Annotated in this window: 24 protein-coding genes, 1 tRNA gene and 1 pseudogene; 17 read left to right on the top strand and 9 right to left on the bottom strand. The window is 64.3% G+C overall.

The features are described from left to right. Positions 1 to 3: 3 nt before the first annotated feature. On the bottom strand, positions 4 to 711 hold the full coding sequence (locus tag ACFQ91_RS01485; protein WP_376870113.1) for an ABC transporter ATP-binding protein: 708 nt from the start codon (positions 709 to 711) through the stop codon (positions 4 to 6). 383 nt (positions 712 to 1,094) lie between these two features. Between ACFQ91_RS01485 and ACFQ91_RS01480 the strand changes: the two genes are divergently transcribed. Both ACFQ91_RS01480 and ACFQ91_RS01475 read left to right on the top strand, forming a co-directional pair. Further along, entirely contained in the window at positions 1,095 to 2,075 is a 981-nt protein-coding gene (locus ACFQ91_RS01480; protein WP_198499599.1) for a LacI family DNA-binding transcriptional regulator, read from the top strand. Further along, positions 2,072 to 3,160, top strand: coding sequence for a LacI family DNA-binding transcriptional regulator (locus ACFQ91_RS01475; RefSeq protein WP_376870114.1), 1,089 nt, complete (start codon positions 2,072 to 2,074; stop codon positions 3,158 to 3,160). The genes ACFQ91_RS01480 and ACFQ91_RS01475 overlap by 4 nt, the downstream gene beginning before the upstream one ends. On the opposite strand, the gene ACFQ91_RS01470 is transcribed toward ACFQ91_RS01475, so the two are convergent. After that, a complete protein-coding gene (locus ACFQ91_RS01470; protein ID WP_376870115.1) occupies positions 3,108 to 4,106 on the bottom strand; it encodes a trehalose-phosphatase in 999 nt (332 codons plus the stop codon). The genes ACFQ91_RS01475 and ACFQ91_RS01470 overlap by 53 nt on opposite strands. Before the next feature lie 8 nt (positions 4,107 to 4,114). Next, positions 4,115 to 5,770, bottom strand: a complete 1,656-nt coding sequence (locus ACFQ91_RS01465) for a trehalose-6-phosphate synthase (RefSeq protein WP_376870116.1) — start codon at positions 5,768 to 5,770, stop codon at positions 4,115 to 4,117. A gap of 65 nt (positions 5,771 to 5,835) precedes the next feature. On the opposite strand from ACFQ91_RS01465, the gene ACFQ91_RS01460 reads away from it, so the two are divergent. The 4 genes and pseudogenes from ACFQ91_RS01460 to ACFQ91_RS01445 all read left to right on the top strand — a co-directional run bounded on the left by ACFQ91_RS01460 (position 5,836) and on the right by ACFQ91_RS01445 (position 10,961). Next, complete coding sequence (locus ACFQ91_RS01460; protein ID WP_376870153.1) at positions 5,836 to 7,974, top strand: protein kinase; 2,139 nt, start codon at positions 5,836 to 5,838, stop codon at positions 7,972 to 7,974. A 265-nt stretch (positions 7,975 to 8,239) separates the two neighbouring features. Next, positions 8,240 to 9,100: a thioredoxin domain-containing protein gene (locus ACFQ91_RS01455; protein WP_211978800.1), complete on the top strand. Its 861-nt coding sequence runs from the start codon at positions 8,240 to 8,242 to the stop codon at positions 9,098 to 9,100. A gap of 306 nt (positions 9,101 to 9,406) precedes the next feature. Then, positions 9,407 to 9,479, top strand: a tRNA-Thr gene (locus ACFQ91_RS01450). A gap of 345 nt (positions 9,480 to 9,824) precedes the next feature. After that, positions 9,825 to 10,961, top strand: a pseudogene (locus ACFQ91_RS01445) (IS3 family transposase). Positions 10,962 to 11,152: 191 nt separating this feature from the next. Here the strand turns inward: ACFQ91_RS01445 and ACFQ91_RS01440 are convergent. Then, entirely contained in the window at positions 11,153 to 11,722 is a 570-nt protein-coding gene (locus tag ACFQ91_RS01440; protein WP_211978801.1) for a recombinase family protein, read from the bottom strand. A gap of 1,050 nt (positions 11,723 to 12,772) precedes the next feature. On the opposite strand from ACFQ91_RS01440, the gene ACFQ91_RS01435 reads away from it, so the two are divergent. Both ACFQ91_RS01435 and ACFQ91_RS01430 read left to right on the top strand, forming a co-directional pair. After that, a complete protein-coding gene (locus ACFQ91_RS01435) occupies positions 12,773 to 13,150 on the top strand; it encodes a hypothetical protein (protein WP_211978802.1) in 378 nt (125 codons plus the stop codon). 121 nt (positions 13,151 to 13,271) lie between these two features. Next, the gene (locus ACFQ91_RS01430; RefSeq protein ID WP_211978803.1) at positions 13,272 to 14,279 is read left to right on the top strand and encodes a phospholipase A2; all 1,008 of its coding nucleotides are present in this window, start codon (positions 13,272 to 13,274) and stop codon (positions 14,277 to 14,279) included. 468 nt (positions 14,280 to 14,747) lie between these two features. Here the strand turns inward: ACFQ91_RS01430 and ACFQ91_RS01425 are convergent, their stop codons facing one another. Next, a complete protein-coding gene (locus tag ACFQ91_RS01425) occupies positions 14,748 to 15,194 on the bottom strand; it encodes a hypothetical protein (RefSeq protein ID WP_376870117.1) in 447 nt (148 codons plus the stop codon). 340 nt (positions 15,195 to 15,534) lie between these two features. Between ACFQ91_RS01425 and ACFQ91_RS01420 the strand changes: the two genes are divergently transcribed. From ACFQ91_RS01420 to ACFQ91_RS01395, 6 genes are all read left to right on the top strand, one after another. Beyond that, on the top strand, positions 15,535 to 15,840 hold the full coding sequence (locus ACFQ91_RS01420) for a transposase (RefSeq protein ID WP_211978805.1): 306 nt from the start codon (positions 15,535 to 15,537) through the stop codon (positions 15,838 to 15,840). Between the two features lie 88 nt (positions 15,841 to 15,928). After that, positions 15,929 to 16,351, top strand: coding sequence for an IS3 family transposase (locus ACFQ91_RS01415; protein ID WP_376870118.1), 423 nt, complete (start codon positions 15,929 to 15,931; stop codon positions 16,349 to 16,351). Then, positions 16,348 to 16,761: a transposase gene (locus ACFQ91_RS01410; RefSeq protein ID WP_376870119.1), complete on the top strand. Its 414-nt coding sequence runs from the start codon at positions 16,348 to 16,350 to the stop codon at positions 16,759 to 16,761. Before ACFQ91_RS01415 ends, ACFQ91_RS01410 begins: the two co-directional genes overlap by 4 nt. Positions 16,762 to 16,797: 36 nt before the next feature. Beyond that, complete coding sequence (locus tag ACFQ91_RS01405) at positions 16,798 to 16,965, top strand: hypothetical protein (RefSeq protein ID WP_211978807.1); 168 nt, start codon at positions 16,798 to 16,800, stop codon at positions 16,963 to 16,965. 11 nt (positions 16,966 to 16,976) lie between these two features. Further along, positions 16,977 to 17,450 (top strand): hypothetical protein, encoded by a 474-nt coding sequence (locus tag ACFQ91_RS01400; RefSeq protein WP_211978808.1) that lies wholly within the window; start codon positions 16,977 to 16,979, stop codon positions 17,448 to 17,450. A 341-nt stretch (positions 17,451 to 17,791) separates the two neighbouring features. Beyond that, a complete protein-coding gene (locus ACFQ91_RS01395; protein WP_211978809.1) occupies positions 17,792 to 18,112 on the top strand; it encodes a hypothetical protein in 321 nt (106 codons plus the stop codon). A gap of 201 nt (positions 18,113 to 18,313) precedes the next feature. On the opposite strand, the gene ACFQ91_RS01390 is transcribed toward ACFQ91_RS01395, so the two are convergent. The 3 genes from ACFQ91_RS01390 to ACFQ91_RS01380 form a co-directional block, all read right to left on the bottom strand. Continuing rightward, positions 18,314 to 18,565 carry a hypothetical protein gene (locus tag ACFQ91_RS01390; protein ID WP_198499591.1) on the bottom strand — a complete coding sequence of 84 codons (252 nt, stop codon included), beginning with the start codon at positions 18,563 to 18,565 and terminating at the stop codon, positions 18,314 to 18,316. Beyond that, positions 18,562 to 19,101 carry a phospholipase A2 gene (locus ACFQ91_RS01385; protein WP_211978810.1) on the bottom strand — a complete coding sequence of 180 codons (540 nt, stop codon included), beginning with the start codon at positions 19,099 to 19,101 and terminating at the stop codon, positions 18,562 to 18,564. The genes ACFQ91_RS01390 and ACFQ91_RS01385 overlap by 4 nt, the downstream gene beginning before the upstream one ends. A gap of 489 nt (positions 19,102 to 19,590) precedes the next feature. Further along, on the bottom strand, positions 19,591 to 19,935 hold the full coding sequence (locus tag ACFQ91_RS01380) for a hypothetical protein (protein WP_211978811.1): 345 nt from the start codon (positions 19,933 to 19,935) through the stop codon (positions 19,591 to 19,593). A 1,500-nt stretch (positions 19,936 to 21,435) separates the two neighbouring features. On the opposite strand from ACFQ91_RS01380, the gene ACFQ91_RS01375 reads away from it, so the two are divergent. Beyond that, positions 21,436 to 21,603, top strand: a complete 168-nt coding sequence (locus tag ACFQ91_RS01375) for a helix-turn-helix domain-containing protein (protein WP_376904017.1) — start codon at positions 21,436 to 21,438, stop codon at positions 21,601 to 21,603. Positions 21,604 to 21,923: 320 nt separating this feature from the next. Here the strand turns inward: ACFQ91_RS01375 and ACFQ91_RS01370 are convergent, their stop codons facing one another. Beyond that, on the bottom strand, positions 21,924 to 23,282 hold the full coding sequence (locus ACFQ91_RS01370) for an MFS transporter (RefSeq protein ID WP_211978812.1): 1,359 nt from the start codon (positions 23,280 to 23,282) through the stop codon (positions 21,924 to 21,926). A gap of 165 nt (positions 23,283 to 23,447) precedes the next feature. Between ACFQ91_RS01370 and ACFQ91_RS01365 the strand changes: the two genes are divergently transcribed. Together ACFQ91_RS01365 and ACFQ91_RS01360 are read left to right on the top strand one after the other, a co-directional pair. Next, positions 23,448 to 24,572 (top strand): M4 family metallopeptidase, encoded by a 1,125-nt coding sequence (locus tag ACFQ91_RS01365; RefSeq protein ID WP_211978813.1) that lies wholly within the window; start codon positions 23,448 to 23,450, stop codon positions 24,570 to 24,572. After that, entirely contained in the window at positions 24,569 to 25,045 is a 477-nt protein-coding gene (locus ACFQ91_RS01360; protein ID WP_211978814.1) for a hypothetical protein, read from the top strand. The genes ACFQ91_RS01365 and ACFQ91_RS01360 overlap by 4 nt, the downstream gene beginning before the upstream one ends. The last annotated feature ends 8 nt before the right edge of the window (positions 25,046 to 25,053 follow it).

Here is a 25,053-nt window from a genome sequence, read left to right as displayed (position 1 = left end):
GGCTCAGACCTCCGGGTCGGCGGCGGAGGCGACGAGCGCCTCGGCGACTTCCGGCTTCTCGACGCCGATGAGCCGACCGCGGTCGAGGAAGGCGATGCGGTCGCCGAGGACCTTCGCGTCCTCGAGGTTCGACGTCGCGTAGAGCGTCGTCAGCCCGAAGTCCTGCTGGAGGCCCTTGATGAGGCGGATCGTGTCGGCCTGGTGCTCGGGCACGAGGTTGACGACGGGTTCGTCCATGATGAGGACCTTCGGCTGGCGCACGACCGCGCGGGCCAGGGCGATCGTCTGCCGCTGGAGCGGGGAGAGATCACCGGGAACGGCGTCGAGGAGGTCGCTCAGCCCGATCGTCGCGGCCACGGATTCGACGCGGGCGGCGATCTCCTCGCCGGGCAGGCCGTCGACGCGGAGGGCGAACCCGAGGTTGTCGCGCACGCTCATATGCGGGTAGAGGGCGTAGGACTCGAGCGCCAGCGTGACATCGCGGTCGTTGACCGCCGCGTGCGTGACGTCGACGCCGTCGATGAGGATCGTGCCCGACTTCGGTGCCTCGAGTCCGTGGAGCATCCGCAGGATCGTCGACTTGCCCGACCCGGACGGGCCGTAGAGGACGAGGAACTCGCCGTCGTCGATGAAGAGATTGAACGGATGGACCGAGGGCGACACGGTGTTCTCATACACGTGGCTGAGACCGTTCAACGACACTGTTGACATGCCAACTCCTTCTCCATCGATCGTGAGCAGATGATCGCCGGTTTCCCGGCGGAGTTGCCCAACACTCACCATCCTATGCGGTGCGCGCAGGGGGGAGATAGGAAATTCGACACGGCGTAGAGTGATTCTCAGCACTGTGACAGGCCCCGCCCGTCCGCCTGAGGGCGGGCTGAACGCAACCAGGTGCCTTGTCGGGAATCAGGCGGATCGGCGTGCGATCCGGGAAGGCCCTCGCGCCGAGGTGGGGCCCGGGTGCCCACGGCAGTGTCCCTGCGTGCGGGGCGCGGTTCCCTGCACGGTTCCGGCCACGACGCCGGTGACGGTCGGCCGGGCGGCCCGGGCGCAGTTCCCGGTGGGCCGGCCACTGACCGTACACTCGCGGTATGAGGGTCACGCTGGAGGAGGTCGCCGCCCGGGCGGGAGTGTCGCTGGCGACGGTCTCGCGGGTCATCGGGCGCCGCGGCACCGTCGCGGCGACGACGCGCACCGCCGTCCTCGAGGCGATGGACGCCCTCGGCTACACCCGTTCGACGCTGCTGCCCGATGCGCCGCGGCGGCTCGTGGCCGTCGGCGCCCCAGGCAACCCCGAGTACTGGCAGACGCAGGTGTGCACCCGGGTCGCCACCGCGCTGCAGGACCGCGGCCTGCTCATCACTCGCCCGCCGGTGGAGACGGAGTCGGCCCCGCTCGACCTCGCGATCGCGGCCGGTGCCGTTGCTCTCGTCACCCCGACGCTGACCTCCCTGGAGACGACGATCCCCTGCATCCGCGTCGACGAGCAGTCGGCCGGCGGCGGGGAGAACGCCAGCGGCGACATCATCGCCGCCCGCCTCGACCTCGGCGGGGGAATGACGACGGCGTTCGAGCATCTGCGGGCGATCGGCCACCGCCGCATCGGACTGATCTGCAACGACACCGGCGAGCTCGCCGCGCAGCTGATCAAGCGGTTCCTCGCCGAACACCCCGCACGCTCCTTCGGTCTGCCGCTCGAGGACTGGATCGCCCCGGTGCCGAAGTCGTTCTCCGGCGGGTCGCGGGCGGTCCTCGAACTCAAGGACGCCACGTGCACGGCCGTCATCGTCCAATCGGCCCTCCAACTCCACGGGGCGCTCCACGGGCTGCGCAACCGGCACCTCCAGGTGCCGCGCGACATGTCGCTCGTCGGCTTCGGGGACTCCCCGACGATGAAGTTCACCGGCCCACCGGCGACCGTGCTCGGCATCGACGTCGACGGTCTCTCCACCGCCCTCATCGACGCCACCCTGAGCACGCTCAAGCTCACCGATGCGCCGCTGCCGTCGGTGCCGCCCGTCTTCCGTCCCCGGCTCCTGGCCAGGGGCTCGACCGCGGCGGCCCGGCAGTGAGCGCCGGTCAGTCCCGGCAGGTCCGCCTCGCCGACATCGCCGACCTCGCCGGTGTCTCGAAGGCCACGGTCTCCCGGGCCCTGCGCGACCCGCAGGCCGTCTCCGGGCCCTCCCTGGCCGCGGTGCGGCAGGCGCTCGCGGTCCTCGGCGTCGAGGTCCCGGCGGCGGAGTCCGCCGCGGTGCCCCTCATCGCGCTCGTGCGCCCCGCCGCCCCGGCCGGCAACGTCGACCCGTACACGCATCTCTTCGAGATCCTCACCAACCGGATGTTCGCCCAGGGCATCGCCGTCGTCCACGTCGAAGCCGAGGCCGACCGCCTCGACCAGCTCACCGAGTGCCTCGTCGGACCACCCCGCGATGACGCCGGGCCAGCGGCCGCCGGGGCGTCCGCGCTCGGTTCCACGCGGACGGCGGGCCCGCAGATCGCGGGGGCGATCGTCCTCGGCGGGGGTGCTGCCGGAGCGCTCGCGGCCCGGCTCTCCGGGCGGGGACTGCCGCTCATCCGCGTCTCGAACGCCCGGCACGGCGACGGTCTCTCACGGATCATCCTCGACGCCACCGACGGCATCGCCACCGCGGTCCAGCATCTCGTCCACCTCGGGCACCGGCGGATCGGGCTCGCGGTGCTCCGGGACACGGCGGCGGCCGCGCGCATCGCGGGATTCCGGAAGTCGATGGCCGCGGTCCTCCACATCCCGGCGACCCGCGATCAGGCCCCCGTCGTCGAAGCCGCAGGCGGCCCGATGGCCGGAGTCGCGGCCGCCGAGGAGCTCCTCGACATCGGCTGCACCGCCGTCATCGCGTGTGCCCCGTCCCTGTCGTTCGGCATCCTCGAGGCGGCTGCGCGGGCCCGACTCGATGTGCCCCGGGACCTCTCACTGCTCACGGTCGGCGACATGCCCGACGCCGATGTCATCGCCCCGCCCCTGTCCCAGGTCAGCTACGACTGGGAGACGGTCGCGGCATCCGCTCTCGACGAGGTGCTCGCGATGATCGCGAATCCCGGCAACGCGGCGCGGGTCGACTACTCCGTCACTCCTGATCTCGTCCTGCGGGCGAGTGCGGTTCCCCCGCAGCGGCGGTGACCCCGCGCCGCTGCTCGGCGAGCCGGGTGAGCAGCGCGGCGACGGCGTCGGGATCGGCGACGCGGAACTCGGCCTGCGTCGGTGCCTCCCCGACCTTGATGCCCACCCCGGTGAGCTCGTCGTCCATGTCGGCCAGTTCCGCGAAGGCGTCCTCGTCGGTGATGTCATCGCCGAGGTAGAGCGCGGCGGTCGGGTCGACGGCGCCGACGAGGGCGCGGATGCCGGTGCCCTTCGTCGCCTGACTCACGGCGAGTTCGGTGATGTCGTGGCCTTCGATGACGCGGATGCCCCCGTGCTCGGACTGGACGGCGACGACGTGGGTGCGCAGCTCCTTCGCCAGTCCCGGCGCCATGCCCCGGGTGTGGACGGTCCGCGAGTACGGCTTGTACTCGATGCGCAGGTCGAAGCCGTCGCGGTCGCTGACCCGGGCGAGCTCGGTGAGGTGGTCATCGATCGCGGCGAGCAGAGCGGTCTCGTCGTTCGTCAGGGCGCTCGCCTCCGCGGCCCGCTGCTCGGCTGCCGCCTCGTCATCGCTGTCCCCGGCGTTGTCGATACTCACCTCGGCGCCGGGAGCCTCCGCCGGAGTCGCGCCTGCATCGTCGCTGCCGTCGCCGAGGTCGATCTCCGCCCCGTGGGAGCCGACGATCATCGTCTCCGGCGGGGGAGAGGCGAGCCTGCGCAGCGTCTCGACGTCACGACCGGAGACGAGGGCGAGCTGGGTGCGCGGCAGCCGGGCGAGCTCGGCGATCGCCTCCGCCGAGGCGGGCACCACCCGGCTGCGGGAGGGATCGTCCTGCAGGGGGGCGAGCACCCCGTCGAAGTCGAGGGCGACGAGGAGGACGTCCGCCTCGGCGAGGGGGCGCAGATCGATCTCGCCGGGATCGACGAGCGGGGGCACGAGTGGATCGGAAACGGCAGGCGGCATCGAGGTCGAGTCCGAGGTCACGGGGTCTCCTAAGTCGCGGAACGGGATTCAGGGGCGGGCGGCGGCTGCTCGGCGCTCGACGCCGGTGCGGCGGGTCGGGTCGGCGTCGACGTCGATGCTGTCGGGGTCGACGCGGGAGCCGCTGCCACGGGGGTCACGGGCACCGCCTCGGGGGCCGGCGGCTGGGCGGCAGGACGCCCCGCGGTCGCCGGACGGTCCGGGACGACGGCCTCAGGATTGGCGCGGATGGCTTCGAGCTCGCCGAGGAAGCGCTTCGACCAGGCGGTCACGGTGTCGGTCTTGACCTTCTTGCGCATCTGCCGCATCCGCCGGGCCCGGGCCTTCGGGTCCATGGTGACGGCCTCCATGATGCCGGCCTTGAGGTTGCCGATGTCATGCGGGTTGACGAGGACGGCGCCGGCGAGCTGCTCGGCGGCACCGGCGAACTCCGAGAGGACGAGCGCGCCGTCGTCGTCGAGGCGGCACGCGACGTACTCCTTGGCCACGAGGTTCATGCCGTCGCGCAGGGCGGTGACGAGCATGACGTCGGCGGCGATGAAGAACGCCGTCATCTCATCGCGCGGATAGGAGTGGTGGAGGTAGTGGACGGCGATCGTGCCGATGTCGGCCTGTTCGCCGTTGATCCGGCCGACGGCGAGTTCGACGTCGTGGCGGATGAGCTTGTACTGCTCGAGGCGCTCCCGCGACGGGGTGGCGATCTGGATGAGGACGACGTCCTCGACGTTGAGCCGGCCTTCGGCGAGGAGCTCCCCGTACGCCTTGAGGCGGTGCCGGATGCCCTTCGTGTAGTCCATCCGGTCGACGCCGAGCATGATGACCTTCGGGTTGCCGACCTCCTCGCGGATCTGGGCGGCGCGCTCGATGATCGCCGGATCCCGGGCGAGCTCCTCGAGGTAGGGGGTGTCGATCGAGATGGGGAACGCCTCGGCGCGCACGAGATGCGCGGGCAGTTCGTCACCGGCGGGGACGGTGACCGTCGACCCCTTCGTCTGGAAGCCGAGGCGACCGCGCACCGCGCGCCGGAAGTTCGCCGCATCCGCGGGCCGCTGGAAGCCGATGAGGTCGGCGCCGAGGAGGCCGCGGAGGATCTCGTCGCGCCACGGCAGCTGCGCGAAGAGCTCGAACGGCGGGAACGGGATGTGGTTGAAGAAGCCGATCTCCAGATCCGGGCGCATCCGGCGCACGAGCTGCGGGACGAGCTGGAGCTGGTAGTCGTGGACCCACACGGTCGCGGACTTCGCCGCCACCTCGGCGACCTTGGCCGCGAAGCGCTCATTGACCCGCACATACGCATCCCACCACGTCCGGTGGTACTCCGGCGGGGCGATGACGTCGTGGTAGAGGGGCCACAGGGTGGCGTTGGAAAACCCTTCGTAGTACCTGAGGACATCCTCATTTGTCAGCGTCACGGGGATGAGGTGCATGCCGTCGATGTCGAAGGGCTCGAACTCGACGTCGGGCACACCGGTCCAGCCGATCCACGCCCCCTCCTGCGCCTTCATCACCGGGGCCACCGCGGTGACCAAACCTCCTGGTGAAGTGCGCCATTCCCGGTCCGGGTCGCTGGCGTCGCGGTCGACGGGAAGCCTGTTGGCCACGACGACGAAATCGCTGTCGCCGTACGTGTCCGCAGTCGCGTTCTCAGTGGCGTCGACGGTGCTCATCTGCGCCTCCTCATGTGTCGTTGCTTGGAACGAACTCTACTCGCTCGACTACCCTTGTGACCGTGATGGTTCAGGATCTGGGAGGCTACCGCCTCATCGAGGAGCTCGGCTCGGGCGGCATGGGCGTCGTCTACCTCGGTGTCGACGGCGGCAACAATCCTGTGGCCGTCAAAGTCCTCCACCCGCACATCGCCGGTGACGAGACCGCGCGCAAACGGCTGGCCCGGGAGGTGCGCACGCTGCGGCGGATCCGCCACCCCCGCATCGCCGAGGTGCTCGACGCCGAACTCGACTCCGCGCAGCCGTTCATCATCACCGAATTCGTCGACGGGCAGACCCTGTCCGACGACGTGCGGGAGAACGGTCCCTTCGCTGAGGACGAGCTCGTCCACTTCGGCCATGCCCTGCTCGACGCCCTCGGCGCCGTCCACGACTCCGGTGTCATCCACCGTGACCTCAAACCCGCAAACGTCATGATCATGGACGGCGAGCCGATGGTCATCGACTTCGGCATCGCCCAGGTCGCCGACGAGGTGCGGGTGACGGCCACCGGGCTCGTCATGGGCACCCCCGGCTACCTGTCCCCGGAGATCGCCGACGGCAAGGCCTCCAGTGAGAAGACCGACTGGTGGGGGTGGGCTGCGACGATGGCGTTCGCGGCGACCGGACGCAACCCGTACGGTGCCGGCCCCCTCGAGGCGGTGCTCGGTCGCGTCGCGATGGGCAAGTTCGACCTCGACGACACCCCCCGCAACTTCATCCCCCTGCTCAAGGCGTGCCTCGATCCGAAGCCGGAGCGGCGCCCGAGCGGTCAGATGATCCTCGACGCGCTCGTCGACATCGAGTCGGGCCGGCCCCCGCAGCTCGGATCGGGGTCCGGTCAGGGCTCCGTGCAGCGCACCGCCGTCATGCCGGCCGTCGAGGACACCGCTGAGGGACGCGGGTCGCTGCGCGGCGGGTACCCCGGCGGGGCTGCGGCGGCAGGCGGTGCGGCGGCTGGCGGTGCTGGGGCTGTCGGTGGGGCTGGCCTCGGGGCAGCTGCCGGGGCGATGGGCTCCGGTGGTGCCGGCAGTCCGCCGACGCGGATCGCCGACCCCGCCGCCTTCGCCCAGGGCGGCAGTCGGGGTCCGGGGCCCGGCCAGCCGTTTGCAGGACAGGGACGGGCCCCCGGTCAGGGGCAGCTCAACCACGGACAGCTCAGTCAGGGGCAGTTCAATCAGGGACAGGCCGGCCAAGGACAGCTCAGGCAGGGCCAGCTCAACCAGGGCCAGGTCAACCCAGGGCATCCCGGTCCGATGCCGGGGCAGATGCGCGGACCGCTGTCCTCCCCGCAGGGACAGCCGCAGATGCGGCAGCGGTTCGCTCAGCCCCCCGGACAGCACCCCGGTCAGGTCGCCGGCGGGCAGGGTGGGGCGATGCGCCAGGCGACAGCCGGGCCGATCCACAATCCCAACGGGGCGATCCAGGTCGGCCCCGGCTCGCAGATGGCCGGTACTGACATCGGCAGCCGGCAGGGACCGGGCGCGGGTCACGGCGGCCCCGGCCCTGCGGGTGGACCTTCCGGCGACGTGTCCGGCGGACCGGACAATCCGCCGTGGGCGCCGATGACGTATCGGTCGGTGCGCACCGGCGGCTGGGTCGTCTTCGCCCTCGTCGTCTTCGCTGTTGCCATCACCCCGCTCAGCCCGCTCGTCATCACGGCCTTCGCCTTCGCGTGGTCGGTGCTCGCCCGCACCGCGACGCGGCTGGACCACAAGGTCCAGAAGTACCGGTACGAACGCGGCGAGGACGGCGGGGGCACGCTGCGGTCGGTCGCCTCGGCGCCGGGAGCCCTGCTGGCCTCCGTGCTCACCTCCGTCGCGACGTTCCTGCTGCCGGCGGTCGCCGGCATCGCCATGCTCGTCCTCACCCGCCTCGACGTCGCCGGCATCGTCCCCGGCGAGCTGTCCGAGCAGTGGTCGGTGTGGGCGGCGGCCGCGGCCGGGGCGCTCGTGCTGTGGATCGGGCCGGGCGCGGCGAGCCTGCGCTACGGGTCGCGCCTCCTCGTCAGCGGGGCCACCCGCAGCGGTCTCGGTCGGCTCATCGCTCTCGGGGTCATCGCTGTGCTCATCGTGCTCGCGATCATGGTCATCACCTCGGGGGCGGCGATGAACTGGTGGCCGCTGCCGGAAAGCCCCTTCACCTACCTGCCCGGCCCTGTGTGAGCGTGGGATGACCGGGGTGCACGCATCGCGGACGCGACGACGCTCCCGCGCGATGCCCGCCGGCCCGGCTGCCAGCGTGCCCTGTCATGGGGGCTTGCCGCCTCGGCGGATGAAGTGGTTGAACCTTGAATTTCACTGGGAGCCGCGCCACAGACGGTTTCGGTACAGTGGGGGCGTCGAGGGAATGGACCGCTCGACGGGTCCTGCAGTCGGCGCGCGCCGACAGGGACCGGCCCCAGTCGGACGATCGACAACGTGAGGAACCATGGCGAAAGACAACTCCGCTGAGCAGAGGCGGAACAAGGCACGCGAGAACGCCCGCCAGATCGCAGCAGCTCAGGCGAAGAAGGAGAAGACCGCCAAGACGATCCTCTACTCGGGGATCGGCGTGGTCGTCGTCGCCGTGGCGGTCATCGTCACGCTGCTCATCGTGCAGCAGGCGCAGCCGGCCGTCTCCCCCTCGAACTACGTCGCCGGCGGCGTCAACGTCGCCAGGGACAACACCGTCGTCCAGCCGATGAACATGCCCGAGGGCGAGGAGTCGAGCCTGCCGACCGCCGCCGACTCCGGCGTCAAGGAGAACGCGGCCACCGTGACCGCGTACATCGACTTCCAGTGCCCGGCGTGCAAGGCGTTCGAGGACACGAACACGGAAATGCTCATGAACCTCGTCAACGAGGGCTCGATCGTGCTCGAGTATAAGCCGATCGCGATCCTCGACCGCTTCTCCAACGGCAACGAGTACTCGACCCGCTCGGCGAACATCGCCGCCTGCGTCGTCGACGCCCAGCCGGAGAAGACCGCGGACTTCTTCGCCGCGATGTTCGCCCAGCAGCCCCAGGAGGGCACGAGCGGCCGCACCGACGAAGAGCTCCTCCAGGTCGCCACCGATGCCGGCGTCGACACGAACGCTCCGCTCCAGGCCGACCCGGAGCAGACGATCGCGAGCTGCGTGACGGATCAGACCTTCGCGAAGTACGTCGCCAACACCACGCAGGAGACCCTCGACTCGGGCGTCGACGCGACCCCGACCGTGCTCATCAACGGCCAGCCGACCCAGCAGACCGGTGACGCCCAGGCGCTCGCCGTCGAGATCCTCCAGGCCACCGGCGAAGTCCAGAACTGACCCGGTAGTCCGCGGGGGCTGTACCTCCGCGGAGTCTCGGCCTCCGGAACAACCCAGACCGCACGGCCGGTCGCACCCGGGCACTCGCCCCGGTGCGGCCGGCCGTTCGTCTGCGGTCTCGCCGACCTGTGATCGGTCGCTCCTTGGAAGCTCAGCGGCGTGTGGTCACCCGTTTGTGATCAGAGAGCCGAGCGTGATGCGGCGATTCGGCAGAATCTGCTCGGTGTTTCGACCACAAATGCGCCTGGCGGTCCGACGGCTTTGTCGCCCATGGCCCGCATGCACTACTATCGTGGAGGCGCAGCCGCCTCCTTAGCTCAGTTGGTAGAGCACCGCTCTTGTAAAGCGAAGGTCGTCAGTTCGAGTCTGACAGGGGGCTCTCTCACCAGGCCGGATGATATTACATCCGGCCGGGTTCGCTTTTAAAGACACGTTTACGACACGCTTTCATCGTCAATTTCGGCGCTCGCCACGAATTCATCCATGACTGCGACGACTTCAGCCGGCCCGCGATTGTCGCGTTCAACGTAGTGCTTGCTCGTTACACCGATCTCCGAATGACCCAGCTGTGAACTCGCGTGCTGCAGGTCGGAAGTGCGGTACACGTTTGTCGCCAGGGACTGCTGAGGGTTTGGTTGACTTCACGACTGGATAAATTCCAGGAAGGTGAGAGGTCATGCCAAAGATCTACACCGATGAGTTCAAGTAGTCAGCACTCGACCTCATCAACGACGGGATGACCCAGAAGCAGGTCTGCGCCGACCTCGGCATCTCGAAATCAGCCCTGCAGGCCTGGGTGCGTGATGCACGTCTGCGTGAGCACGGCCTTGAGCCCGCGCATGACCCTGACGAGTCCCGCGCCCAGGCAGCAGCGCTCAAGCGCATCCGCGAGCTTGAGCGGGAGAACAAGATCCTCCGCGAGGCCGCAGCGTATCTCTCGCAAGCGAACTTGAAGCTCGGTGGTCACCACCCACAATGATGTACCCGCAGGTACCGTGACCTTGCTGCCACCGGTATCCCGGTGGCAGTGACCTGCAGGGTGCTCGGCTTTACGAAGCAAGGGTTCTACCAATGGTGTGCACGTCCGGTCTCGGACCGGGACTGGGACGAGACACACCTGCTCAATGCCGCCTACGACGTCCATACGGACGATCCGGAGTTCGGACACCGGTTCATCGCCGATGAACTCCATGCTGCCGGCTACGGGGCGTCTGAGCGACGTGTGTGGCGATTGTGCTCTCAGCAGCAACTGTTCTCCCACACGATCAAACGAGCCCGAAAACACGGCAAGAAGCCCGGCCCGCCGGTCTGTGATGACCTCGTCAAACGCGACTTCACCTCAAGCCGGATCAACGAAGTGTGGCTCACCGACATTACGGAGCACCACACGGATGAGGGCAAGCTCTACATGTGCGCGGTCAAGGACGTGTTCAGCAACAGAATCGTCGGATACGCCATCGCTTCGCGGATGAAATCGCGCCTGGCGGTCGCGGCGATCGAGGATGCTGTGGCCCGTCGCGGCGGGCCTGGAACCGTGGCCGGTTGCCTCGTTCACAGCGACCGCGGGTCGCAATTTCGTTCCCGAAAATTCCAGCACGCTGTACGGCATTATGGGCTCGTCGGGTCGATGGGTAGGGTCGGAGCTGCTGGCGACAATGCGGCGATGGAATCGTTCTTCGCCGTGTTGCAGAAGAACGTCCTCGACCGTGGTCGCTGGGACACGCGAGCGAGGTTGCGGAAGGCGATCGTGCACTGGGTCGAGAGGACCTATCACAGGAAGCGTCGGCAGAGGCATTTGGGTAAACTGACCCCAGTTGAATACGAACTGGTTCACCACGAGGCCGTCGCCCTGGCGGCATAAACCCCGGAGTCAACCAAACCCTCAGCAGTCCCATTCGAAGAGCTGAAGCGATGTTCCCGGTGCGCAGCACAGCTCGCGTACGTCGACGATGATGGTGGACGAATGGTCTGCCCGAACTGCGGAGATCCAAAGGATCTCGTCGGCTGATCAACGACGACGATGAGAGGGTGACGAGAGCGCGTGGTGTTCCGTCACCCTTTCTGATGCCGGTAGAGCGTTGCTCGAGACCAGCCAACGAGTTTTGCCGCCTCCGCCGCGGTGCGACCCTTCGCCCGTTCGGCATTGACGATGTCGAGCTTGCGCCGAATCACGTCCGGATCGGTTGGAGGACGACCGAACCGGGTGCCGCGCGCGCGAGCGACATCGACACCGGCTTGCACCCGTTCGGCGATGAGTTCACGCTCATAATCCGCCAGCGTCCCGAGCAGCCCGATCATAAGGCGCCCGGTGGGAGTGGAGGAATCGATGCCGTCGACGACAGACCGGAGGCCGACGTCGCGGTGTGTGAGGACGTCGACGGTCTTGAGGAGGTCCGGCAGAGAACGGCCAAGCCGATCGAGTCGCCACACGACGACAATGTCGCCCGGTTGAGCGTAGGCGAGGAGATTCCTCATCTGGGGACGCTTCACGGCTGGCCGAGACCCGGTGATGACATCGGAAAAGATGTCGCGTCGCTCAACGCCACAGTCTTCGAGCGCTGAGACCTGGAGAGTGGAATCCTGCTGCTTCGTTGAGACGCGGGTATAGCCGATGAGTCGCATGCGACCAGTATGACCGAGCGGAGGGGCACGGGTGAGCGAGAGTCTTGGAAAGGCACAACTTGTAGAGACTGTGCAGGTGATTCGAATCGGGGGATTCAATCAGTTGGACTGGTGGTTATGGTGGTGTCTCACATAGTCGTTTTTCATGAACTGTCTCACCCGCGGGGAGTCTATGGTTTGAAAAGACACTCCGAAGCGCACGAGTGGCGTTGCAGAACGAATAGCATGTTCCTATGAAACCGAAGTTGGTTGAAAAAGTTCGTGAGGAACTCTTGTGCCGAGGGTGGCGAAATGTCCGGAGTCAGGAGGACGGGTTCCAATTATGGGAAGATATGGACGGTAATAGACTTACTTTGCCGTCCGGCTACGGCGAAGTAAGTTCCGCTGTGATAGTTCAGGCTTCGAAGGTTGCGGGGCTGGATCCGAGAGCAGGCGGCTGATGGTGGAGGAACTACGAGTAGTCGCTTTCCGAGAGGGCAAGTGGTGGAGCTTTTCTCTGCCAGATCTGAGCATTGCTTCGCCAGTATCTCCTGAGCTGAAGTTGATCCCGATTGGACAGAGCGCCAGGGCTACCTCCGTCGGGAGAGCTGCGGAGAAGCTTGCTTCAGTTTGGACTGGAAGGGCATCTCAAGATTTCACTGCTACAGTAAATTTTCAGCTTCCACGTCATATGGCTGATGTGCTCACTCGAGCTCGAGAGCTTGAAGAGAAGGTGCGGAAAGACCAGGAAGAGGTTGATCACCTTTACCGGCAGGTAATCCGAAAACTTCTCGCTACCCGCATGGCGAAGACGGAAGTGTGCGAAGTGACAGGACTCTCAGCGAACGTAGTGAAATCACTCCTGCTGGAACAGGTAGAAGACTAGCCCCGTCCCTCCGAACTGTTATCGGATCGTGACATTGTTCCGACGAGAACGCTCATTGAATTCACATAAAGTTCTTATAGTCAGAGAGTGCTCAACACTGAGGTTGGGCGGGCATCACTGGTGCGAAAAACCGTTGGTGATCTTGCTGGAATGAGGAGTTGCAAGTGTTTCGAGTATGTGCGGCAGTGAGCTCGGTGGCCTGCGTGTGGGCGGCCCATGTGCTGCACGCCTACGCCAATGCGGATGAGGGTAACGTGGCGGTGAATGAAACACTCGCAGCCATGTGCTTGATGGTGGCGGCTACGCTGGTCGTCGCTTCAACTTCCAACGCGAGGCGAAACAGGATTGAATTGCGTATCTTCGAGCTGACGATATTCGTCCTCGCGATTCTCGCGGCGGCTTTCTTGTTGGTGATTGCGAACGCGAGTGGTGCCCCCTTAGTTAGCGTCATTGCGCTAACTGCACTTTTGCCGCTATTAGGACTCGCGAGTGTGATAACGATCGTCATTGCTGTGGTGACTCTTGTTGGTGATCGAAGGCAGTCATCGAGGGCAACGTCCTAATAACAGTTTTGCAACCTCTGCAGGCCTAACCAATGGAGATTAGAAGGGTAGATCCATGCGTCAATGGCTCTTGAAGCGATGCTCTATAGTTGCAGGATTGGTCTTAGTCGGAAGCGCTGGAGTGGCTACTTCAGTTGAAGCGAATACGCCCCTCGTCGGACAACCAATGTTGATTACTAGCCAGAGCGATGAACCCCCAGAAACAGGAGGTGACGGTGATCCGATCGAGCAAGACTTTACTCTATTCGATGCGGTCGTCGCCAGCCCCGGGAATGCTGACAGGTTCAAAAACAGAACTGTGAACTTCACTCTTCCGGCGGGTTGCTCAGGACAAAATGGTGCAACGAAGTACTCTTGCGATGGGAAAGAATTCTCCTTTACCGCGTCAGCATTCGCGGATGATGGCGTAGAGATGGTCGCGACGGGTCGTATAAGCGGAACGTCGATTGTGGTGAAAGCGGAGTTCATCCCTAGTGGTTATATTAGTCAGGATCTCACTTTTACGGTTTATGCTGTCGAGGCGGGTGTAGCTGGAGGAATCACGTCTGGCGAGATCAGTCAATCTGTGATCGAGATGACTAAGTCGGATGCGGGAATATTGACCGAGACGGAGCTGAATGCTGAAGAAGAAGAGCTGAAAGATGCTTTCGACGAGGGTGACAGCGGAGAGGTGGCAGCGCGCACCGGTGTGAGTCCCTATCTTTCTGCTAGCCGGCCCTCAAAGGTCGGTATCCCGAGTACTTATGTTTGGTGCAGTTTCTACGATCGACCGAGATACAAGAGATGTCAGCCGCCTCGATTGCACGATTACTGTTCTTGGTCACCAGACCGTCCGGTTGTGTATGCGGGAAGGACGTCAAGAACGGTCGACTTCCGTGGACCTTGCGCGAGGCACGACATGGGCATCGCGAAAATTCTTAAACAAGGGGGGACCGTAGGCACCAAACGAAGCAAAAGAAGAACTGCCGATCGGGTATTTCGTGATCGTATGTATCAAAATTGTTCGAACGCATTTTACCAAAGTACTAGTTCTGGAAGAGCTCTGAAGTCAAACTGTCGATCAATAGCTTCAACCTACTATCGTGTAGTTTCGGGTGTTACGAACCGCTGGAGTGGTAAGGGAGCCTGAGTAGTTCGCTACGATCAGGAAGTGGGGTCTTTGCGTGCGCGAAGACCCCACTTCTATGTCCGAAACTGAACTGAGCCTCTCGGGACTTCGAATGGTGCTCGCGAAGGTTTGTTGAAGCGTGTTTGGACAATTCGGTCGGATCTCTGTTCTTTGTGGAGTGTTCATGCAGCCCGGAGTTGCCGAGGACTTTGTGTTGTCGATCCCGGTAGGGCCTAAGGTGATCACCGGCAGGGTGTTCCTTGCGCTGTGCAGTGGCTCCACCGGTTGGAGAGGAAACGCCGCGCCACACGATGACGGTGGCGACGCTGACCGTCCCACTGCTCTTGAGGGGGCCGTCTGGTTCGGCCTTACCCCGATTTACCAGCAGTTCGCGCTTCCGAGATAGGGCGGATCTGCGATCGCGAGCTTCATGGTGGACTCCTCAGGATTCGAATTGTGTGACGGTGCGAGCGTGATTTCGTGACGGATTCAGGACGGACCGTTGGGGTTTGGACTGTGGGTTTCTGACGAGGGTGGGGTGGTTGAGGATGGCACCGGCTGTGCTGGGCCGGAACGACAGTCGTCGAGCGCGTCGAAGGCGGGTTCGGCAGCCACGCTCTCCCAGTCGATCGGGTCGGGGGTCAAGCCGGCCGCGGGGTTGTCATCGTCGGCGATTTCGAGTGGTGCAGGCTCGTCGACGAGACTCTGCAGTCGGTCCCAATAGGGTCTGAGGTAGTCGCGATAGTTGGGTTCCTTGCCGAAGGCGGTGGCTGCATCGGTCTGATCGGAGACCCCGCGCCAGACGATGACGGCGTCCACGACATCGTCGCGACGAGGGTGTGACGCGAGGCGTTGGGTGAGGTGGACGAACCAATCCGGCGGATCAGCTGCGAGAACGGCACGGCGAGCGGCGACCTGATCGGTGAGAGCAAGCATGGTGGTTTCCCACAGGCGAGACTGTTCGTCGGTCTCGGGGGGGCGAACCGGTGATCATTGCACCGGGGCCGGTGAGAGGTTGCGAGGCTGGACGTTGGCAGGAGTCGATGATCGTCTCAGCTGTGTCAGCGTCGGTGAGCTCGCCGTGGAAGTTTTCGCGCGGATCCATGCTGACGAGCTGATGCCAGGAGGGATCCCATGGCAGAGTTTCGCGAACGGGTGGAGGAACGTCGCTGTGCAACCATTGCTGGGTGCGGGAGACTTTCGCAGCCCAGCTGAGTGTCATGCCCCGGGGATAATAGAGGCTGGGAGATTGGAAGAAGGAGATTCTCTCTTGCCAGTGAAGTACACCGACGAACTCAAGGCGCGTGCCGTCGAGCTCGTCATCCATGCCCAGGCCGATCCGGACACTGCGAACGGGGCAATCACCCGTGTCGCGAAAGAACTCGGGTTAAGCAAAGAGACCCTGCGAGTCTGGGTTCGCAAGCACAAGGAATCCGGCGAAGCCACACCGACTGAGTCAGTCGACCTGGAAACGGAGAACCGCCGGCTACGGGCTGAGCTGGCTGAGGCGAAACGGGCCAATGAGATTCTGCGCCGAGCGTCGGCTTTCTTCGCGGCGGAGCTCGACCGCCCATCCAAGTGATCGTCGCCTTCATCGACGAGAACAAATACGAGTTCGGAGTCGAACCACAATCGTGCGCGCCCTGTCCGGGACTGCTGCACGGATTGCTGTGAGTTCGTATTACGCGTACAAGAAGCGCCGCCCTTCCGCTCGTGCTCTGCGGGATGCTGCACTCAGGGTCGTCATCAGGGACGTCTATGAAGCGAACTACTCCTGCTACGGGGTGCGGAAGTTGTGGCGCGCGGTCAACCGCGACTACGCCGACCGGTTCGGGTCGATGGCCCGTTGCACGGTGGAGCGGTTGATGCGCCAGTTGGGCATCGACGGGATCCGGCGGAGACGGAAGCGTCCGAAAACGGCCTCGGCCAGGGCTGAGGACTGCCCGGACGACCTTGTTGATCGTGAGTTCACAGCACCGGGCCCGAACTGCGTCTGGGTCGCCGATATCACGTACGTGCCGACGCAGGCTGGGTGGGTGTACGCGATGTTCATCCTTGATGTGTTCACCAGGGAGATCGTGGCTGGCAGGTGACGAACCATCTGCGGGAGTCTCTGGCCAGGGACGCTTTGACGATGGCGCTAGCGGCGAAATTCCGGGCTGGTGAAGATGTGTCGGGGCTGGTCCACCACAGTGGCCGCGGCGTTCAATTTCGGTCGATTCGCTATGGCGAGGCTCTCGCGGAATCCGAGTTCGTTGCGTCGGTGGGATCGCGGGGAGATTCGAATGACAATGCGATGGCTGAGGCTCTGAACTCGGTGTACAAGGCTGAGCTGATCGACAGACGGGTCTGGTCAGGGTTGATCGAGGTGCTCGCGGAGACGTCTGCGTGGGTGGCCTGGTACAACCAGGAGCGGTTGCATTCAGCGATCGATTACCGTCCGCCGTACGAGGTCCATTCGGAATGGGTCAACCAGTTCGCGGCAGAACCCGTGGCTGCTTAGGAAACCAAGAAGAGGAGCCTCTAAGAAACCCGGAGCTTGACATTCATCGGAACTCCCGGCACCACCACCGCCACGGTCACCGCACCGCCCTGGCAGCTGTTCAAGGACTGGAAGGGCAGGAGCCCGCGCCTGCGCGCATTCATCAAGGGTGCACCGCGCGATCTCACCATCAGCAACGTCTCGGTGCAGGGCGCACGGGACTGAGAGGACTCATCATGGAATTCAACCTCGACATCTGGCAGATCATCCAGCTCTGCGTCTCCACCGTGTTCCCCCTCCTCGTCGGCCTCGTCACGAAGCTCTCCACCTCTGGTGGGGTCCGGGCGGTCCTGCTTGCGGTGATCGCTCTCGTCACTTCTCTGGGAACCGAGGCACTGGCGGCCAACACTGCCGGGCAGGTCTACGACCTCGGGCAGGGGCTCATGACGGGTCTGACGTCGTTCCTCATCGCCGTCGGTATGTACTACGGCCTGTGGAAGCCCACCGGCGCTGCTGTGGCCGTCCAGGCGGTCGGATCGACCGGAGCCGCCCCTGCCGATCAGATCCCCGGCAACTGGTCCGGTGCCGACTCGGACGAGGTTGCGCCCCTCGAGGATGACGGTAATGAAGACCTCGACGAATCCGACGACCTCGGACTCACCGAGCCCGACGCTACCCCGCCTGCTGAGGGTTACGAACCCCGCCACTGACACAACTCAGCCCCGTCGCTCACACCGAGCGGCGGGGCGTTTCGTCGTAGCTGAAGCTGGTTGAACCTACATAAACTTGTGCAATAATGACAACTCGTAGACGTTGCAGGGGGCCAGGTGGGGTACTGGAAGAGGCACCAGAAGCCTGAACTCGAAAGCGTTCTACAACAGTTCCATGAAGCTGGGTGGACGATTGAGGACCCGCCTAAGTACTACACGGTGAAGTGCCCCTGTGGGGACCATATGAGGCAGATTCACCTCACCCCGAGCAACCGGAACTACTCAAACCAAGCACTGAGGTGGCTGAACCGCCAGGAGTGCATGCACCCCCAGGAGCAGAGATGAAACTCATCGGAATTGGCATGACGTTGCATGTCGATGGTGACGCCCGTGACTTTCTGCGCGAACAGTTCGACGCGGTGATGGAGGAGTTGCTGTTCCTCGAAGCTCGCGACAAGATCATCATGGACCCCGCGGTATCTGTCGACCTCGCCGCCGGCGACATGGAGATCGAAGTCGCGGTCGAGGCCGAGACAGCTGAAGAGGGTGAGCAGAAGGCCCGCCGTGAGATCGCGAAAGCCCTCGAAGAGGCGGGCAAGCAGGAGAATCGATTGCCGTATGTCAACAGTGGGAACCGCAGCGAGCTTCTCGAGCTCGCCTGACACATAGACGAATCGGCCTCCACCACGTGAAGCGGTGGGGGCCGATTCGTCATTCACGTTTGATCCCGTAGGGGTCGTCGTACTATCGCCCTCGGCGAACTATGGAGCGTCTCTCCGCTGGTGCACACGTTAGGTCGTCTCACGACTGGCGCATTGTGATCCCAGCCGGTATTGGTCGGCTCGCTCGTCATGTCGCACTCATCAGCTGCGGATGCGGGGCTCGGATTTCGACTTGCCTCTACCACTGAGGAGAAGTGCCGTCCAGATCACCGAGCCGAGGATGAACGGCGCGCTCACCAGCCAGCTCAGCAGCGTAAAGGCAGTGACTGTTATCCACCCGTCCTCAGCGGTGTTCGCCCACACCGTCATGGCAACGCTGCCCACTAGCATCAGTGTCGCTACGCTAAGCAATGACAAATATGCAATTTTCAGGATTTTTCTCTTCGGGATCACCAGGGGTTGCCCTTTCCTTTGTAGTGCTTCTTACCGCCGATTCGCACAGCCTCGAAGTAAACCACTGCAACTGTCTTGCAAACGAATACTTCCTTTTTCCTCTTGTTGCATATGCTTTTCATATTCTCGCGGAATCTCGCGTCGCAGACGTTCCTGTTGGTCTTCGAGTTCTTCCCGTAGCACAGATCGTGGTTATCACACGCTGGTTTGAATATTTTGTTCCATTTCGCCGCTGCCTTCTTCAATTGCTTCGGCGTCGAGCACCCGTTGGGCTTCGCGTATGGTTGCAGGACGATCGGACCGAGCGAGTCTGAACCATAGTAGTCCTCAATCAGAGCATCCTCGGAGATATCACCGTCGACCTCGACGCCCTCGTCCTTCAAGGTCTGCAATGCCGCACTCAGCTCCGATATGGCATCACGGTCGACAGTGTCAGGCTCGGCAGCACTGGCGGGAGCACCTGTGAGTGCTGCGGTGAGAACAACTGCGATCAACGAAGCGACTACTAGTCTAAGACGGTGAGGTCCAAATTTCATGGGGTCAACTTTCTGCACTTGACTCTAGATGCAAGAAGACTCTCGCAGAGATTCCAGGCGTGCACATCGCACAAAAGTATGAATTCCCTCTTCTCGAGTCCAAGGACGCCGCTATGCGCGCAACACTCGACGCCGGACCCCGACGCACGAAGCGGCCCCCACCGTCACCACGGTGGAGGCCGCTTCGTCGTACTTGAGGGCTTTCGTAACCTTCGACTGCCGACATCGTCACCCTCCGCGGATGCACCCTCGACAAGAGCAGGTATCAGGGCGACCCGTACTGGCGGGCGAAACTGCTGCGGGACAACGAGTGAGGTTCTCGTGCCCACAATTCGCCCACAGTTGCCCACATATACGCCGTGGTACGTAGTGGTTCATGGGGGTGCCAACGGCGAGAATTCAACGATCCGAGCCCTGCCCTGCGCGCCCACCCCGGCTCAAGTCCCGCTAATTGGTCAAGTCGCATCAAGTAGCGGGACTTGAGGAGGTTCATGAATGCAGATAAGCAGCACCTTCGACCCACTCGAGGTCACGAGTTTCACCTGGATCAAGTGGGGGCCGTGAATCATACCTCGCGATTAGCACACTATCCTTTTTCGTGCCCGAACAGACCATTGCAAAGATTTCGATGAGGCGCGGAGGTGGAATCTGATCTCGCTTGGCCCAGCTCAACGTTTCATCAAGCGTGGCCTCGGAGGATTCAAAAACAGCGACGGAGGTGAGGTCTTGCGAGTCATCATGTTGGCCGTGCCAGAACGCCACTCGAAAAGCATCAACCTCTCCCTCGCGCCGTACATCGCGCTCGTCGATCAATTGAAAGCCGTGATTTTTCATCAATACTCGCCTCAGCTAAGCGGAGTCATATTGACTGCCGAACCAATTTTCCAGGAATCAGATCTTCCTCCAGATGCTCTTCGATTGGGAAGCTGTTCGCTTTCCCGACAAAGAGGCATGACTTGTGATGATCCAGGTGCTAGTGGCATTCCAAAATCCCGTGCCCCGTCCGCCATTTGAGCCAACAACTGGAGTGTAGTATGGTGTGGAAAACTGTCCAGTGTTAGCCGTGACGGTAATCCGTGCATCACTGTATGCTCTGCTCTGAGCTTTTCCTGGCCTCGAGCTCGAGCTGGCGGCGGGATACAAGCTTAAAAGCCCCTTGACACGCAAACTGACTTTGGTGTTCACTCCCTTTGACTCGCACTTGTAACGAGTCTTGTAAATGGCTCCGCCAGCGCCCGAAGAATAATGCGGGTTGTCAACTCTTGCAGTGCACTTAACATAACGAGCATTTTGCTCTTCGGCTGACTCTGCGCTTCTGGCTGCGACTTGACCGCCGATCGTCACAGTCGTCTCGACGTAGTCACGAGAATCGTTCGCTTGTCTTAGGAGTTCTTCTTCCGGCATGTTCAATGCGCTGGTCTCGACTCTTTCGGCCCAAGCTTCGTATTGCTGCATGGAGGACGTACTAATTTGCGCGTCCTCATCTTCTTCTGCCGCGACTGGTGAAGTCGTGCCAGCGACTAGGAGCAAAGAAGCGCTGATGGCCAGGACTGTCTTGAATGGTTTCACTGCATTTCCCGTTCTTATAGGTCCTCCCCGGAAGCGACAGTGCGACCGAGCGTCGGAGTTGGGTGAGCCGATACTAAGCAGCAGAAATCTCTCCTTGGTCGGAGAATGTGGGCCGGGGTCCAAACTGTGGCCAAAATGAGATGTTCGACGACGTTCGGGGAGATTGCCTCCGTCAGGTGATTGCGCCTGCAACATCGACCAACGCACGCTTGGATGTGTGACGCTGTTGAGACGTATCAAGGCCATGCTGAATTAGTGACAGCTAGAAGGTTCATGTCCGTGCCGTGGTCCAAGGTTGCAGGGTCCGCATAGAAGAAGAACCAGGAGGATCCAATTGACCACCTACGACGAAGCAATCCAGCACGCCGGTCGTGCCCTGGCAGAGGGGTTCCGCCGCCTTCAGGAAGGCACACCCCGCGAAGCCGCGGAACGCGCCTACACCCCGGGAGGGCCGAGCGTTGAAGAACTCGAAGCTCGGATTGTCGCCTGGCGCCGCGTAATCAGTGTTAAGGAAAGACGGGTGAGCAAGCAAGTGAGGAGGCTACTTTCCGATGACGAGGTGGCCGAGCGGATTGGTTGCTCGAAATCTAAGCTTCAGGCGAATCGTGCCCTTGACCGCGGAGATGGCGGTGATCGTGTCCCCAAGTGGATTCAAGCTGGAAACTCATGGCGTCCGCGAACGCGAGGTACAAGGCAGTCTGCGGTCAACGAGTGGCTCGACCGACATGAAGAAGGTCGGATTTCGGGCAATGAAGGGACGCCAAGTTGATTAATCTCGAACGTTTGCTCACTGCGAAACAGGTGGCAGAAATACTGAATTGTTCGGTACAGCATGTCTACCGACTTCGTGGGCGGGGAGATCTCCCTGCCATAGCTGTAGGAGGCATGTATCGATACTCACCGGAGGAGCTTCGCCGGTATATCGATCGGTAGAACTCCTTGGGTCGCCAGTCTTCGCAGAGGGACGTTGGCCTGAGCAAGGTTGCGGCACGGTTACGACACGGAATCGCGCTCGATTCGTCACCGCAGGGCCACCAGGGGGGGCTTCCCCGCAAGTCCTGAAAGCATGCATATTTGCAGGTCAGAGGAGAGCCAATGCAAACCAAAGAGAACCATGAGGGACATTCTGCCCTATAAAGCGAAGGTCGTCAGTTCGAGTCTGACAGGGGGCTCATTCATCAGGGGCGGCACTCGGGGAATCGGGTGCCGCCCCTGAGCGCATTCCGCCCTTCAGTGTTCGCGCGATCGCGCCCTCACCCGCCCGTCGACGAGCGCGCGGTGCGGCGGTCGTCCCGGCTCGCTCGACGCTCCCGGCCGGCGGCGCGACCGGGCAGCCCGATCCGCCTGGCCCACACGAGCACCCAGAGCGCGCCGGCGATCGCGAAGACACCGGTGAAGAGGACCCCGAAGCGCAGGGACGCGATCGCGATGACGAGCGAGATGAGCGTCGGCCCGGCGAGCTTGCCGCCGTTGGAGAAGATCGCCCAGATGCCGAGGAACCGTGCGCGCCCGACGGCGGGGGAAAGGTCCGCCCCGATCGTCATGTTCACCCCCGCTCCGAGGCCGTTGCCGACGGCCATGATGCCCACGGACACGATCATGCCGATGAGGCTCGGCGCGCAGACCATGACGATGAACCCGGCACCGAAGATCGTCAGGCAGGCGACGAGCGTGGCGACCCGGCCCAGGCGGTCCTTGATGTAGGCGCCGAGGAACATGAAGACGAGTTCGAGCCCGGCGCCGAACGCGATGAGCAGCGAGATCTCCGACTCGTGCAGTCCGATCGTCACTCCCCACAGCTGGATGACGACCGGCTGAGCAGACCGGGCGATCGTCAGCGTCATGATCGAGATCCCGACGAGGATTACCGCGCCCCAGCGCACATCGAGCCGTGCCCGCCGAGGCGGGGCGGAGGGGACGCCGACTGCGAGGTCGTCGGAGGTCGGGGCCACCGCCTCGGTGGAGTTGGCCTCCTGAGCCACCGCCTCGGCGGGGTGTGCCTGCGCCTTCCCAGTGCTGCCGCCGACCCGCGTGCCCGGGTAGTCGGGGATGCGCGCGCTCGGCAGCGCCATCACCCCGATCGCGGCGAGCCCCGCGACCCCGGCGAAGACGAACACCGACCACAGCGGGAAGACGAGCATGAGGCCGGCGCCGATGATCGGTCCGAGGAGGTTGCCCACCCGCATGCTCCCGCCGAGCGCCGTCATCGCCTTCGCGAGATCGGCGGCGGGCATCACCTCGGCGACGACGGCCTGCCGGGCCAGATTCCACACATCGGAGACCGGGGCGAAGAGCATGAGCGCGACGGTGTAGACGATGAGCGAGGCCGGCGACTCCCAGACGAACGCGGCGACGATGGCCCCGAGGACGACGATCGCGGTGAGCGTGGCGACGACCATCGCACGGAAATCGCCGAGGCGGTCGATGAGCAGCCCCGCCGGCACCGTGGCGAGCAGCGAGACGGCCCCCATGACCCCGACGACCGCCGCCGCGAACGCCGCCGTCGCCCCCAGCGACAGGGCCCCGAGCACGAGGACCGGGAGGATCGACCCCAGCCCGACCGCGAAGAGCAGCGAGGGGATGAGGACCGGCCAGAGGATGGGTTTGAGCACGTCGTCAGTGTAGATCCGGTGTCCTCACCCCCGCCGAGGAGGTCGAGTGGTGGCCAGGTCCGCCGCGGCGGTGCGGTCCAGCCAGTCCGACCGAGGCAACCCCTGTTGCTGCGCAGTGGAGGCAACTCCCATTGAAATCTCGGACGGAAGTGAGAGCCTGGTCACATGACACGCACTGATCTGCCATCGCTGTCCACCGTCGTCCCGCCCTACCTCCTCAACGCCATCGCCGAGAACGGCGCGACGAAGTTCCCCAAGGCCGCCGTCGCCGCCCGCTCCTTCCTCGCCCAGGACCAGCGGGTCCGTGAGCTCCGCGCACAAGGGCTGCGCACATCCGGCGACGGTGCCACCGCGCGGACCGTCAGCGCCGACCAGCAGGCCGCCGGAGCAGGACCGAACCGCCAGGTCCACGACGCTCAGAACAAAGAGGACCTCCCCGGTGTCCTCGCCCGCGCCGAAGGGGACGCCCCCGTCGCCGACGAGGCGGTCAACGAAGCCTACGACGGCCTCGGCGATTCCTACGCCCTCTTCTCCGAGGCCTTCGGCCGGGACTCCCTCGATGACAACGGGATGCCGCTCATCGCGAGCGTCCACTACGGTCAGGACTACGACAACGCCTTCTGGGACGGCCGCCTCCTCGTCTTCGGCGACGGTGACGGCGAAGTGTTCACGAGCTTCACCGGGTCCCTGTCGATCATCGGCCACGAACTCAGCCACGGCGTCATCACGAACACCGCCGACCTCGAGTACTTCGACCAGCCCGGCGCCCTCAACGAGCACATCTCCGACGTCTTCGGTGCGCTGACGGAGCAGCACGCGGCCGGTCAGTCCGCGGAGGATGCGACGTGGCTCATCGGGGCGGGCATCTTCACCGAGGCGGTCACCGGCAAGGCCCTGCGCTCGATGCTCGAACCCGGCACCGCCTACGACGACGGCGTCCTCGGCAAGGACCCGCAGCCGGCGCACATGGACGACTTCGTCACCACCGAGTCCGACAACGGCGGCGTCCACCTCAACGCCGGGATCCCCAACCGCGCGTTTGCGGTCGCGGCGACGAGCCTCGGCGGGCCGGCGTGGGAGACCGTCGGTCCCGTCTGGTACGCCGTGCTCACCGGTCCCGCCATCACGACGAAGACGGATTTCGCCGAGTTCGCAGCGCTCACCGTCGCCGAGGCGGCCGAGCAGTTCGGTGAGGGCTCCGACGTCCACGACGCCGTCATCGAGGGCTGGACGACCGTCGGCGTCGACACCGGAGCCTCCCAGCGGGGCAACCGCGGGAGCAGCTGGTGAACGCCGAGTCGGCTGCCGGCGGGGCAGCGGGCGACGGTGGTTCGGCTCCGGGCGGTGGCTCAGCACAGGGCGGTGGTGCCGACAAGCGCGGCTTCGGCCACGTCCTCGTCGAACGCAGCGGCGGGATCGGCGGCTTCCTCCTCGTCTGGGATCTCAACATCGACGCCACGGCGCAGCCGGAGCAGCTCGGCGAACGGGTCGCCGACCTGCCCTGGCCGCACCGGGACGACGGCTGTGATTCGGGAAGCGGGGGCAGTGAGGGTGCCCAGAGCAGTGCAGGCGCCGGGAGCAGTGCCGCCGGCGCACAGGCCGCCCCCGGGCCCTCCTCGGCCGACCGGTACGTCTACCTCATCGAGAGCCGCTTCGGCTCTGCCCGCTTCGGGGAGAAGGAGCTGACGGGGGAGTGGAAGGACCTCGTCGACCACGTCCGCGACGTCGCCGAACCCGAACGCCGCCCGCCCGGCGGGAAGTGACCGGGCAC

The sequence above is a fragment of the Brevibacterium sp. NPDC056726 genome (genome assembly GCF_042790515.1).
In the GTDB taxonomy this organism is placed as follows: Bacteria; Actinomycetota; Actinomycetes; order Actinomycetales; family Brevibacteriaceae; genus Brevibacterium; species Brevibacterium sanguinis.
Note: the sequence above shows the minus strand (reverse complement) of the source record. Positions and strands in the feature narration are given on the sequence as shown.

What these genes read in the sequence shown, in the direction of transcription:
- ACFQ91_RS01365 (WP_211978813.1), top strand. Translation starts at nt 23,448, where the DNA reads ATGACACGCACTGATCTGCCATCGCTGTCCACCGTCGTCCCGCCCTAC.
- ACFQ91_RS01400 (WP_211978808.1), top strand. Translation starts at nt 16,977, where the DNA reads ATGGAATTCAACCTCGACATCTGGCAGATCATCCAGCTCTGCGTCTCC.
- ACFQ91_RS01380 (WP_211978811.1), bottom strand. Translation starts at nt 19,935, where the DNA reads ATGAAAAATCACGGCTTTCAATTGATCGACGAGCGCGATGTACGGCGC.
- ACFQ91_RS01455 (WP_211978800.1), top strand. Translation starts at nt 8,240, where the DNA reads ATGGCGAAAGACAACTCCGCTGAGCAGAGGCGGAACAAGGCACGCGAG.
- ACFQ91_RS01395 (WP_211978809.1), top strand. Translation starts at nt 17,792, where the DNA reads ATGAAACTCATCGGAATTGGCATGACGTTGCATGTCGATGGTGACGCC.
- ACFQ91_RS01485 (WP_376870113.1), bottom strand. Translation starts at nt 711, where the DNA reads ATGTCAACAGTGTCGTTGAACGGTCTCAGCCACGTGTATGAGAACACC.
- ACFQ91_RS01440 (WP_211978801.1), bottom strand. Translation starts at nt 11,722, where the DNA reads ATGCGACTCATCGGCTATACCCGCGTCTCAACGAAGCAGCAGGATTCC.
- ACFQ91_RS01385 (WP_211978810.1), bottom strand. Translation starts at nt 19,101, where the DNA reads ATGAAATTTGGACCTCACCGTCTTAGACTAGTAGTCGCTTCGTTGATC.
- ACFQ91_RS01425 (WP_376870117.1), bottom strand. Translation starts at nt 15,194, where the DNA reads ATGCTTGCTCTCACCGATCAGGTCGCCGCTCGCCGTGCCGTTCTCGCA.
- ACFQ91_RS01465 (WP_376870116.1), bottom strand. Translation starts at nt 5,770, where the DNA reads ATGAGCACCGTCGACGCCACTGAGAACGCGACTGCGGACACGTACGGC.
- ACFQ91_RS01480 (WP_198499599.1), top strand. Translation starts at nt 1,095, where the DNA reads ATGAGGGTCACGCTGGAGGAGGTCGCCGCCCGGGCGGGAGTGTCGCTG.
- ACFQ91_RS01460 (WP_376870153.1), top strand. Translation starts at nt 5,836, where the DNA reads ATGGTTCAGGATCTGGGAGGCTACCGCCTCATCGAGGAGCTCGGCTCG.